Raw genomic sequence first — 12252 nt, forward strand, 5'->3', positions numbered from 1 at the left:
GTCACAAGACTTTGCCGTGGATTAAGTGCCATTCCGCGCAGTCCCAGTTCTTCGTCCAATGCCTTCACATCGATGCCCTCCATCGGCGTCGCATCGATTCCAAGGGCGGCCACACCCAACAAGAATGCACCGATGTTCAAATAGACTTGCTTGTCCATCCAGTGCTGGACGTCTTTAAAATCGTGTTTGTGCAAGTTGATGAACAGGTTTCGTCCCGCATTCATTTTGTCTTTGAAAGACGGATCCGCGTCAAATCGTCCGTCACTTTCTTCCTGTTGCAATACCCGCGTCAAGTAATCCTGCTGGATGTCCAATCGGCTACAGAAGACCACCACGTGGGAAGCGGCACGAATCGAACCGCTATTGAACGGGTATTTCTCGTCCGTTCCTTTGGCGACCCGTTCCTTTCCTTCGTCGGTGGATGCCAGAACGAAATGCCAGGGCTGCGAATTTACGCTGGACGGGCTGAACCGCAGCAGCTTTTTGATCTTCTCCACATTCTCCGGTGAAATCTTTCGTTCCGGATCGTAAGCCTTGGCGGAGTAGCGATTCAGTGCGTGATCGACGATATCCAGCTGTGCTGACTCAGAGTCCAATTCACAGTCGACGTTCGTATCCAACATGATCAGTCTTTCCCACTGGTCGAATGACAAGGCGGTGACCGGTTTCGGTTACACCGACCTCCGTCACAGAATTGGCCGCGGGCGGGTAAGGTCAAGATCCGCCTGGCCGGCCGTCGCCACCGGTAAGGCAAGCTGCGTGCCAATTGATTTGTCTGACGACGAATCGCGTCATTCGCGGGTCTCCTTAGCCTTTTAAAGGCAACCGGTCACCGTACCGCCGCGGGCCCGTCGCGCGAATTTGCGCACCTTTGTCAATGGACGCACAGTCGGCCGCCAGACAGTGGAAGGACGTTTGCAAAGACGCTCTGCAATCGACGGCCAATCGAAGATGGCCGCGTAAACGAGTTTCACGGTGTGAATCGCCGATCAGCCGTCAATGCCGTGCTGCTTCATCATTCGGTACAGCTTGCGGCGTTCGATTCCCAAAACCCGAGCGGCGGCTGATTTGTTGCCATTCTCTTGCTGCAGGACTTCAATGATGTGTTGACGTTGCAGACGCATCAAGGTTCCTTCCTGAATGCCAGATTCTTCGCCGACGGCCGACTCGTCCGCGGCAACTTCATCGGGCAGATCATCGATCGTGATCTCGTCGTCGGTCAACACTTTGGCACGTTCAATGGTGTTGATCAATTGGCGAACGTTCCCCGGCCAATCATAGGACAGCAATGCCGATCGTGCTTGCGGGTGCAATTCGTGCTGGTCTCCCAGGAATTGTTCGACCATCGTTTCGACGTCGGAGCCACGATCACGCAGGGCAGGCAAGTCGATCGCCAAAACGTTGATCCGATAGTACAAGTCTTCGCGGAAACGTCCCGCTTCGACCTCATCTTTCAGATTTCGATTCGTCGCGGCAATGATCCGAACATCGACACGTCGTTCCTTTTCGGATCCAACGCGCCGCATCGAACCATCCTCCAACACACGTAACAGTTTCGGTTGCAGCATCAACGGCAGTTCGCCGATTTCGTCGATGAACAGGGTGCTGCGATCGGCGACTTCGAACAGCCCCGGTTTGGCCGCGGTCGCACCGGTGAACGATCCTTTTTCGTGACCGAACAATTCACTCTCGACCAACTGTTCGGGCAAAGCCGCACAGTTCACTGTCACCAAAGGGCGGTCACCACGCGTGCTGTTTTGATGAATCGCTTGGGCGACCAGTTCTTTTCCGGTCCCACTTTCGCCTTGGATCAACACGGGCTTGTCGGTGGGGGCGACACGATCGATCAAACGAAAGACCTTTTTCATCTTTTCCGATTCGCCGACCATTTGGACGGCCGGGCTTTTGGATCGATCGATGACTTCGCGCAGCTGGGCGTTTTCTTTGCGCAGCCGCCGGGCTTCCGATGCGACTTGGCAACGCCGTTCCAGTTCGGCCATTGGGAAGGGCTTTGACAGAAAATCGAAGACGCCACGACGCATGGATTCCACCGCATTCTCGATGGTGCCTTCGCCGGTCAGCACGATGATTTCCGTGTCGACGCTGGTGTCGCGCATCCGCTGGACCAATTCCAGACCGCTTAGACCTGGAAGATTCCAATCTAGAATTGCGATATCAAAATCGCGTTTCTGGCTTTCGCTGACGCCGTCTTGGCCGCTCGCCGCATGAACGACCGAGTGACCGCTTTTTTCGAACCAACGTACGCATGCACTGGCGAAATCGGGATCGTCATCGACGAATAAGATCTGAAGTTGGTCGTTGCTCATGATGAAAGCGATTGTAGAAAAACAGTCGCTCCGCGGCAGGTGGCGTGGAAAATGAGCACAGTGTGACAGCCACACCGTGCTTGCACCAACCGATGGGATGGCGTGTGATAGATGGGGCGAAAACGAATCGATTCCGCGACCGACGCCACCCTCCCAAATCGCGGTGATCGACACTCATCGCACGCGACCAATCTTCATCGAATCCTTGGGAGCCAGACATGCTTGCACAACACGAGCGGATTGAACGCGACCTGCGGGGGCAAACCCGCGTGCTGAAACGTTTGGCCGAAGGGGCTTCGCTGGACGAAATCTTGCACACTTTGGTGGAGGTGGCCGAGGAATCACGACCGGAAATGATCGGTTCTGTGTTGTTGTTGGATTCCGACGGTCGGTTGCGCAACGGTGCGTCGCTGCGTTTGCCGGACGAATACATCAAAGCGGTCGACGGCGTGATTCCAGCAGCTGACATGGGATCCTGTGGAACCGCCGCGTATCTGAAACGACGTGTCGTCGTCGAAGACATCGCAACCGACCCGTTGTGGAAAATGGCCCGCAACGCGGCGCTGAAAGCTTCGTTGCGTGCTTGTTGGTCCGAACCCATCATCAGCACCACGGGTGATGTGTTGGGAACGTTTGCGATGTATTACCGCGAGCCACGGAAACCGAGTGAAAGCGACCTGGATTTTGTTTCCAGTATGGGCAGCCTGGCCGCGCTTGCCATTGAACGCGTGCGTCACCAGAACGCAGTCGAACGCGAGCGTGCGGTCCTGACAGCAATCGTCAACGGGATCCCCGATGCTCTGGTCATGACGGGGCTGGACCGACGCATCACACACTTCGGTGGATCGGCGGAAAAGCTTTTCGGCTACACCGCGGACGAAGTCTTGGGCCAAACCACCGAATTGCTGTATGCCAGTTCCGACGACTACAAACGGATGGGTGACGAACACTTCAACACGATCTCCATGACGACGACTGATGCAACCGAGTTGATCTGGCGACGCAAGTCCGGCGAAACGTTCCCGGGGGAAATCGTGGGCGCGGTGATTCGTGATGAACAGGGTTCACCGTTTGCTTTTCTGGGATTGATTCGTGACATCACTGAACGCAAGATTGCCGAGGAACGTTTGGCCGAAAGCCAGTTGAAGCTGGTTCAATCCGAACGACTGGCCGCGATGGGACAGATGGTTTCGGCGATCGCACATGAAAGCCGAAACGCGTTGCAGCGGATCCAAGTCGGCATTGACGTCCTGGGATATGAAATCAAGTCCGGAACGGAAGCCGGTGATGACCTGGAGCGAATCAGTCGCGCCAAAGACGACCTGCTGAAGCTGCATGATGGCCTGCGTAACTTTGCAGGACAAATTCGACTTCAACGATCGACCGCGAATTTGGCAGATGCTTGGCGTTTGGCCTGGGGCAATTTGAACGTTCTGCGACAAGGGCGTGACGCCACACTGGTTGAAAACGCTGACGGCGTCGACTTGGAATGCCCGCACGATGCGTTTCGTATCGAACAAGTGTTTCGAAACTTATTCGAAAACTCGCTGGCCGCGACGGAAGATCCTGTGACCATCGACATCACGGCCACCAAACAGATCGTGGATGGTCGCGACGCGATCGTGGTGACGGTGCGTGACAATGGTCCGGGCCTGACGGCAGAACAACGTGAAAAGGTTTTTGACGCTTTTTTCTCCACCAAACCCAAAGGCACCGGATTGGGCATGGCCATTGCTTTGCGTTTCATGCAAGCTCATGGTGGCACGATCCAAATCGGGCAATCCCGGTGTGACGGAGCCGAATTCTTGTTGACATTTCCCAAGCCCGCTGATGAAAACGCCCCTGCGAATCGTAATCGCCGATGACGAGGACGACATCCGATCGTGCTTTGGCCGGTTGCTGCGAAAGCTGGGCTACTGTGTCGTCGGTGAAGCGTCGGACGGCCAGCAATTGGTGCACGAAAGCCATCGGACCACGCCCGATTTGATCATCACCGACGTCCGGATGCCGAACAAGTCGGGGCTGGATGCTGCACTGGAAATCAATCAACAGCAAGCCATTCCGGTCATTTTCATGTCCAGCTATGAAGAAGTTGCCGGACAGACGATCGAATTCGCCGTGGACTTTCTGTTGAAGCCCGTGGACGTTCCCCAACTGCAGCAAGCCATCTGCAAAGCATTCCCCGACCGTTGTAATCCCCACTGATGCGAGCGGCCTGCGGCCACCCATCTTCGCATCGCATCGGTTGACCGGTCGAACCAGGTTCTGTCCTTCGATGTGGCGTAAGGGAAACCGAGCAACCACAGGCGCGCGTATGTGGGCAACCGCAACCGCCGACGCCCACCAGCGGCCAGTCACCCAATGCGGGCCCCATCCCAACCCCCGACAACATTTCACGATGAATCCCAAACTTGTCGCCATCACTGGAACCACCGGCGAACTAGGACGCGAAGTCGCCGAACGTGTGGCCCGTTCAGGTCTTCCGATGCGATTGCTGGTTCGCGATTGCGATCGGGCGCCGCAGATGCCCAACACGGACGTTCGCGAGGCCAGCTATGAAGACGTCGATGCATTCGCCACCGCCGTATCGGGTGCGGACACAGTATTCCTGGTGTCTTTGCCGGAATCAGAACAGCGACGTGCCTTGCATCGGTCAGCGATCGATGCGTGTCGCCAAGCTGGCGTGAATCGGATTGTTTACACCAGCTTCACCAACCCGTCGCCCGATGCAGTCTTTACGTTGGCACGGGATCACTACGACACCGAACAAGCGTTGGAATCTTCGGGCATCCCCTTCACCGCGCTTCGCAACAACTTGTACATCGAAATGATCCCAAACCTGGTGACCGCTGGCGTGATTCGGGGACCCGCCGGTGATGGCCAGTTTGCCCCCGTCGCGCGGACCGATGTCGCAACCGTTGCCGCGCGGGTGATTGTTGATGGTTTCGATAACAACCAGCGTTTGGAAGTAAGCGGTCCTGAACGCATTGACCTGCACCAAGCGGCCACGTTGATGTCCGAGATCACCGGCAATCCCGTCCGATACATTAACGAAACAATCGCCGAAGCGTTTCAAAGTCGTGCCCACCTGGACGCCACTCGTTTCGAATTGGAAGCATGGATCAGTAGCTATACGTCCATCGCCGCCGGCGAAATGTCGAACGTCTGCGACACAGTTGCGAAGCTGACCGGACGCTCCGCTCAAACCCCGCGAGAACGACTGACGCAGTATTTGTCGGCAACGACAACATCATGCTGAGTGGGTTTGCCACCACCACTGGTCGATTCGGCCTGTCGCAACATTGATCGGCTGAGCAGCACAATCCGCCGGGCGACCATCGCAATCAGCCGTTACATTGTCGGTTCGAACAACGATCCGACAAATTGCAAAGGCTGTAACGATGAAGCCGTTTCACTACGTGTCCTGTTGGCTGGTGCTATCCGGCCCGATGGTATTCGGCCCGGTGCTTGCCTGGCTGGCTTGTCCGCCCAGTGCCGCCGCCCAGCCCCAGCGTCCCAATGTCCTGTTCATCGCCGTGGACGACTTGAATGACTGGGTCGGCTGTCTGTCAGGGCATCCCGATACGGTGACACCGAACATCGATCGCTTGGCCCAACGCGGCATGTTGTTTACCAATGCACACTGCGCCGCACCAGCTTGCAATCCATCCCGTGCGTCGATCTTCAGCGGTCGGATGCCCAACGTGACGGGCGTCTGGTCCAACAATTCCGGATCCATTCAAAAGGTTTATCCACAGGCACGCCACTTACCGACAGCGTTCGAAGAAGCGGGCTATCGTACCGCCGCGGTCGGCAAGCTGTATCACACCCGAGGCAAAGAACAGTTTCAGCGGTACCAGGTTGAAAGCCAGCGTTGGAGTCCTTTCCCGGCCGGCGACGTCAAATACACCCAAAAGGAATTGCCCACCAAAGGTAGCGATCACCCCCGACACGTGTTGCAGGACAGCCTGGGGCGTGAAGTCGTTCTGCCCATCAATCGCATGCCATCGGATCGGCGTCCCGACGACGTGGCGGGTGAATCATTTGACTGGGGCGGTTTCGATCTGCCTGACAGCGATTGGGGTGACACTCGAGCGACCGACTGGGCCATACAACGTTTGACGGAATCCGAAACACAACCACAATTTTTGTGCGTGGGATATTATCGTCCGCACATTCCACTGTTTGCACCGGAGCGGTTCTTTGATCGATTTGCGACAAAGCCCGCGGCCTTGCCGCCATATCACGGTGACGACCTGGATGACCTGAGTGACACCGGACGCAAATGGGCGATCGAAGCGATCACCGCGGGATTGCATTCCACGGTCGTCAAGCACGACCAGTGGCGTGTCGCCGTCGAAGCCTACTTGGCCTGCGTGACTTATGTCGACCAGGAAATCGGCCGCCTATTGGATGCCGTGGATACATCACCGATGGCCGACAACACTTGGATTGTTTTGTGGTCCGACCATGGTTGGCATCTCGGTGAAAAAGACCACTGGGGAAAGTGGACCGGTTGGGAACGATCGACACGTGTTCCTTTGATCGTGGTCCCGCCCAAAACGTCCGCGGCCCAGTACGCGGGGGCGGGATCGGTCTGTGATGCACCGGTCGGATTGATCGACCTGTATCCGACGCTGGTCGAATTGTGTGACTTGGAGGGACCGCAAGTTCTGGACGGGCATTCGCTGGTCCCGTTGCTGAAGAAACCCAAAGACAAATTCCGCGACAGCGTCCTGACGATGTTCCGCAAGGACAACGCCAGCGTCCGAGATCGGCGATGGCGATACATTCGCTATCAAGATGGCAGCGAAGAACTGTACGACACGCAAAACGATCCCAACGAATGGAACAACTTGGCCGACAGCGACCAACACAGTGATGCGAAGGCGGCAATGCAAGCGCAGCTGCATGCACACTTGGCACGATACGAAAAAGACGCCAATCGCATTGCCGCATCCCAACTGAAATGGGTCGGCGTGTACCGCAAGCAACCGTTGCTGCCTGAGCCGTCGGAAATGCTAACGCACCAAGACGCCGAACCTGATTTGACCGATGGATTTCAGTCTTTGTACAACGGCCGGAACCTGGACGGCTGGAAACCCATCGGTGGTCATTGCAAATTCGAAGCATCCGGCGACACGATCGTGGGAACATGTGTCCCCGGGTCGCCCAGCACTTATCTTTGCACCGACCGCAACGATTTCACAGACTTCATCTTTTCCGCGGAATTGAAACATGTGGTCGACGGCAACACGGGCGTGATGTTCCGCGCCGCGACGAAGCCCGGCGAAGGCCGATCGGCTGGCCAATTGACCGTCTTCGGTCCACAGTGCGAAGTCGAAGCGTATTCGAAGCAACGGTTCTGGTCCGGCGGGATCTATGGTCAAAGTGCCGGCGGATGGATCTATCCGATGTGGCTCAGCCGTCACGAACCGGCGCGACAAGCGATGCAGCCGATGGGCCAATGGAATCGCGTCACGATTCAGGCCAAAGGCGACACCATCCAAACTTGGATCAACGGGGAACCGGCGGCCAAGTGGAAAACGGATCAGTACGACCAAGGCTTCTTCGGCCTGCAAATTCACGCCGGTCGCGAGGGCGAAGTTCACTTTCGCAACGTGGTTGTGAAGGAATTGTCCCCCTGATTCGAACACCGATCGTTGGCGGACCGAGCGGACGATCCGTCATTCCCACTCGCTTAGCGGTCGGACGAAGTTGCTGACGGCCGCCTTGGTGAAAGTGCTCACGCCCAACGGCTTGACGGTTTTGATGGTTGTCGATGAATCCACGACGAATGTACCGCGATCGGGTCGCGCCGGGTCGGACGTATCGGCGACATCCGAGGCCCCCGATCGACGACGATGGATGACGGGTCTGCGTTTGGCTGCTTACCTGGTGATCGCAGTTTCCGCGCTGGTCATCGTTCGATCGCTTCCGCTGGACCATGTGATGTCACACTTGCAAGGCTGGATCACCGGCCTTGGATTTTGGGGACCATTTGCGCTGGTCGTTCTGTACATTCTGGCGACTGTCTTGTTCGTCCCAGGAACGCTTTTGACGTTGGTCGCGGGTGCCGTTTTCGGACTTGGCGTCGGCACCGCTATCGTTTCGGTGGGATCCACCGTCGGATCCGCCTTCGCGTTCTTGATCGCACGTTATGCCGCACGTGATTCGGTCGAACGACTGGCGTCGAACAACCGACACTTTGCGGCCATGGATCGTGCCATCGGCGAAGGCGGTTGGAAGATCGTGGGACTTTTGCGGCTTTCCCCCGCGATACCGTTCAATGTCCAGAACTACCTTTACGGTTTGACGCCCATCGGTTTTTGGCCATGCGTGGGGACCAGTTGGCTGGCAATGCTGCCCGGCACCTTCATGTACGTCTACCTTGGGCATTTGACTGGCGCGGCGGTCGGCAGCGATCGTCAACGCACCACGGGTGAATGGATCTTGCTAGGCGTCGGCTTGCTGGCCACGATCGTGGTCACGGTCTATGTCACACGCTTGGCCAGCCGTTCCTTAAAAGAACAGGTCACTGCACCGGAGAATGCCGCATCGTCGGATGAAACCGCTGGATCGATCGATACGGCGAAAGGCCCAGCCCCAGCCAAATCCATGCGTACGGGATTGGCCGCGGCGTTTGCCGTGATCATGGGGATCGCCGCAACGTATGTTGCGACGCACCAAGACCAAATCGCCGGTCAGTTTGATCCGGCCGTACAGTCCGCAGCCGCGTCAAATTGAGCTGAACGGCCCGTGCACCTGTCACCATTGACGCGTTGATCATTTGCCGGTTTCGAATTGCCCAACGGAGAACGCTTGTATGAACGCCTTGCAGCCCGACGGTGAAGACAATCAGCGTTTGGAATCCAACGTTCATCCACCGACTTGGACCAACCCGACCCCGACGGGGCCGTATCATCTGGTCGTGATCGGCGCAGGCACCGCGGGCTTGGTGACGGCCGCCGGTGCCGCAGGATTGGGTGCGAAAGTCGCCCTGATCGAACGCGATTTGATGGGTGGCGATTGTCTGAACGTCGGATGTGTTCCGTCCAAGGGCGTGATCAGTGCGGCACGGGTGGCTCGCGGTGTTCGACGGTCTGCCGACCATGGCGTGAAGACCACCGGCGACATCGACGTTGACTTCGCCGGCGTGATGCAACGAATGCGGCGATTGCGAGCGGAAATCAGCGAAAACGATTCGGCATCACGATTTTCAAAATTGGGCGTGGACGTTTTCTTTGGGTCCGCACGGTTCGTCGACAGCCAAACGATCGAAGTCGCCGATCAGACGCTGAAGTTCAAACGCGCCGTCATCGCCACCGGTGCCCGGGCCGCCGTTCCGTCGATCCCAGGCCTGGATGATGTCAACTATCTGACCAACGAATCGGTCTTCTCGCTTACCGAATTGCCCAAACGATTCGGGGTCATTGGTGCCGGCCCCATCGGCTGTGAATTGGCACAGGCCTTCGCCCAACTCGGTTCGGAGGTGTATCTGATCGATTCCGCCCAAGGCATCCTTTCAAAAGAGGATCCGGATGCCGCAGACATTGTCAGACAATCGCTGATTCGTGATGGCGTCCATCTGTTGTGTTGTGGCCGCGAATTGAAGGTCCGGCAGTCGCCACAGATTCACGTCAGTGTCGAAGCCAGCGGAACGTCGTACGATCATTCGGTCGATCAATTGCTGGTCGCTGTCGGACGGACTCCCAACGTCGAAGGATTGAATTTGGAATCCGTCGGCGTCGCCTACGACCAGCATGGTGTCCAGGTTGACGATCACTTGCAAACCACCAACGCCAAGATCTTCGCCGCCGGCGACGTCTGTTCCAAGTTCAAGTTCACGCATGCCGCCGACTTCGCCGCACGAATGGTGATTCAAAATGCGTTGTTCGCGGTGGGGCCGCTGGGGAAAAAGAAATTCAGCGACCTGATCATTCCCTGGTCCACCTACACAACCCCAGAGATTGCTCATGTCGGGATCAGTGAACGACAGGCCGACAAAGACGGCGTGAAGATTGATACCTACCGGCAATCGATGTCGGAAGTCGATCGAGCGATCTTGGACGGTGAGACCGATGGGTTTGTAAAAATCCACACACGCAAAGGCACCGATCGCATTTTGGGGGCCACCATCGTGGCCCGGCACGCCGGTGATTTGATTTCGCAGATTACACTGGCGATGCAGCAAAAGATCGGTTTGGGTGCCATCGCCAACGTCATTCATCCCTACCCAACCCAGGCCGAAGCGATCCGAAAGCTGGGTGACCAATACAACCGGACACGGCTGACCGCCACCAGCAAAACCGTGCTGGCCGCACTGCGTCGTTTCAATGTTGGGAGTTAGAAGACGTGGACGCAGGCGATCGCCGATAAGTGGCCCGAAAGCTTCAGGGCTGTGTTTGTCCCAGGGTCACCGAGACGTCCTTGGTCTGGCGACACCACTGAGTCAATTCCCTTAACAAGCGTTCCCTGTCATCGTGGTACTCCGGATCGTCAATCCGATTGCGGAGTTCGTCAGGGTCAGTCGAAAGGTCATAGAGTTCCAATTTCGGAACTTCGCCGCCCAGATTTTGTGGGTCCATTTCAGCTAGGATTCGATAGGCGACCGGGAAGCGATCCTTCAAACGAATCGTTTCATCGTAGACACGATTGCCCCACTTCGGAAACTCGCGTGAATCCGCGTTGACCTGTCGCCAGCCGGTTTCGACGTTCTCACGATAGATCAGCTTCATCCGGCCATCAAAGATCATGCGTTCTTGCATCCCGTCGTTGGGCAGCGGCCCACGATCGGATATCTCGGCATAGATGTATTCCCGCCCCGTCGATGCTGTCTCTCCACGAACGACACCGGCGATGGAACGACCATGAATCGGCACATCAAACGTGTGGTCAATGTCGCAGTATTCCAACAACGTCGGCAAAAGATCCACTTCGCTGACCAAAGCATCCGAACATTGTCCGCGAACCACACCTGGGCCTCGAAAGATCAACGGAACACGAAGCCCCAAGTCATACAGCGTCATCTTGCCATGTTGATACGTCGGACCATGATCGCTGAGGTACACGACCAGCGTATCGTCGGCGTGACCGGTTTGTTGCAACACATCCAAGGCCTGACCTACCGCATGGTCGGTTTGTTCAATCGCCGCCAAGTATTCGGACCAATCTTTACGGATGATTTCGGACTCTGGCAGAAAGCTGGGCGGCTGAACCTTGCTCGGATCGACACGAATCGCCTGTTTGTCGCTGTTGGGATACGGCCGGTGTGAATGCGGAACGTTGACCATCAAGAACCATGGCCGGCCCGACTGATCCGCAGTTTCAATAAAGCGATGTATCTCCTCGCGTCCACCGTGCATGAATTGGTCATAGGGAAACTTTTCATTGGGCAAGACATGCAACTTGTGCGTGACCCCTTGGAAGTATCCGCTGTCATGCAAAATCTGTGTCAGCGTGATATAGGGATCGCGAATTCGGTTGAGGCGGTACAATGGCCGGCGACGTTCTTGCGGCGTGACCTGATCGGCGGGTTTGTGGTAGTTGTACGTGTTGTTCAAAATCCCGTTGGTGTGATTGTGCAGTCCCGTGTACAAGGCGGCTTTAGATGCCGAACACACCGGATAGGCGACCATCGCATTGGTGAAATAAATCCCGGATCGGGCCAGACCATCAATGCTAGGCGTTTGCAGTCCCGGCGTTCCCAAGTAGCCCGCCTGCGCCCCCTGATCTTCGGCCAAGATGAACATGACGTTGGGGCGGTCGGCACAATGCCCCGGCCCCATCGATGCTAAAACGGCAATGGCGATCCCCATCAACCAATGGCATGGGTTCGGTTTCATAAACAACATTGCTGGGACGATCTCGCGCATAAAAGGTCAAATGTCGGGTGATCCATTTCGATCGATGCTCGCACGCAGTA

General features: G+C 56.7%; 9 protein-coding genes. 6 read left to right on the forward strand and 3 right to left on the reverse strand.

Translation table 11 applies throughout. The features are described from left to right. Both nfsB and HFP54_RS24830 read right to left on the reverse strand, forming a co-directional pair. On the reverse strand, positions 1–623 hold a 623-nt coding region (gene nfsB, locus HFP54_RS24825), incomplete at its 3' end, for an oxygen-insensitive NAD(P)H nitroreductase (protein ID WP_168567251.1). Between the two features lie 366 nt (positions 624–989). Next, entirely contained in the window at positions 990–2327 is a 1338-nt protein-coding gene (locus HFP54_RS24830; protein ID WP_168567252.1) for a sigma-54-dependent transcriptional regulator, read from the reverse strand. A gap of 218 nt (positions 2328–2545) precedes the next feature. Between HFP54_RS24830 and HFP54_RS24835 the strand changes: the two genes are divergently transcribed. The 6 genes from HFP54_RS24835 to HFP54_RS24860 all read left to right on the forward strand — a co-directional run bounded on the left by HFP54_RS24835 (position 2546) and on the right by HFP54_RS24860 (position 10677). Further along, a complete protein-coding gene (locus HFP54_RS24835; RefSeq protein ID WP_168567253.1) occupies positions 2546–4192 on the forward strand; it encodes an ATP-binding protein in 1647 nt (548 codons plus the stop codon). Further along, positions 4158–4532: a response regulator gene (locus HFP54_RS24840; RefSeq protein ID WP_146414805.1), complete on the forward strand. Its 375-nt coding sequence runs from the start codon at positions 4158–4160 to the stop codon at positions 4530–4532. The genes HFP54_RS24835 and HFP54_RS24840 overlap by 35 nt, the downstream gene beginning before the upstream one ends. A gap of 193 nt (positions 4533–4725) precedes the next feature. After that, entirely contained in the window at positions 4726–5586 is an 861-nt protein-coding gene (locus HFP54_RS24845; protein WP_168567254.1) for an SDR family oxidoreductase, read from the forward strand. Between the two features lie 142 nt (positions 5587–5728). Next, positions 5729–7975 (forward strand): sulfatase-like hydrolase/transferase, encoded by a 2247-nt coding sequence (locus HFP54_RS24850; RefSeq protein ID WP_168567255.1) that lies wholly within the window; start codon positions 5729–5731, stop codon positions 7973–7975. A gap of 220 nt (positions 7976–8195) precedes the next feature. Continuing rightward, complete coding sequence (locus HFP54_RS24855; protein WP_168567256.1) at positions 8196–9074, forward strand: TVP38/TMEM64 family protein; 879 nt, start codon at positions 8196–8198, stop codon at positions 9072–9074. 79 nt (positions 9075–9153) lie between these two features. Then, the gene (locus tag HFP54_RS24860; RefSeq protein WP_168567257.1) at positions 9154–10677 is read left to right on the forward strand and encodes a mercuric reductase; all 1524 of its coding nucleotides are present in this window, start codon (positions 9154–9156) and stop codon (positions 10675–10677) included. Between the two features lie 43 nt (positions 10678–10720). Here the strand turns inward: HFP54_RS24860 and HFP54_RS24865 are convergent, their stop codons facing one another. Further along, positions 10721–12172, reverse strand: a complete 1452-nt coding sequence (locus HFP54_RS24865; protein WP_235952372.1) for a sulfatase family protein — start codon at positions 12170–12172, stop codon at positions 10721–10723. Between the last annotated feature and the right edge of the window lie 80 nt (positions 12173–12252).

It is taken from the genome of Crateriforma spongiae, from assembly GCF_012290005.1.
Lineage (GTDB): Bacteria > Planctomycetota > Planctomycetia > Pirellulales > Pirellulaceae > Crateriforma > Crateriforma spongiae.

What these genes read in the sequence shown, in the direction of transcription:
- HFP54_RS24865 (WP_235952372.1), bottom strand. Translation starts at nt 12,172, where the DNA reads ATGAAACCGAACCCATGCCATTGGTTGATGGGGATCGCCATTGCCGTT.
- HFP54_RS24840 (WP_146414805.1), top strand. Translation starts at nt 4,158, where the DNA reads ATGAAAACGCCCCTGCGAATCGTAATCGCCGATGACGAGGACGACATC.
- HFP54_RS24860 (WP_168567257.1), top strand. Translation starts at nt 9,154, where the DNA reads ATGAACGCCTTGCAGCCCGACGGTGAAGACAATCAGCGTTTGGAATCC.
- HFP54_RS24835 (WP_168567253.1), top strand. Translation starts at nt 2,546, where the DNA reads ATGCTTGCACAACACGAGCGGATTGAACGCGACCTGCGGGGGCAAACC.
- HFP54_RS24850 (WP_168567255.1), top strand. Translation starts at nt 5,729, where the DNA reads ATGAAGCCGTTTCACTACGTGTCCTGTTGGCTGGTGCTATCCGGCCCG.
- HFP54_RS24830 (WP_168567252.1), bottom strand. Translation starts at nt 2,327, where the DNA reads ATGAGCAACGACCAACTTCAGATCTTATTCGTCGATGACGATCCCGAT.
- HFP54_RS24845 (WP_168567254.1), top strand. Translation starts at nt 4,726, where the DNA reads ATGAATCCCAAACTTGTCGCCATCACTGGAACCACCGGCGAACTAGGA.
- HFP54_RS24855 (WP_168567256.1), top strand. Translation starts at nt 8,196, where the DNA reads ATGACGGGTCTGCGTTTGGCTGCTTACCTGGTGATCGCAGTTTCCGCG.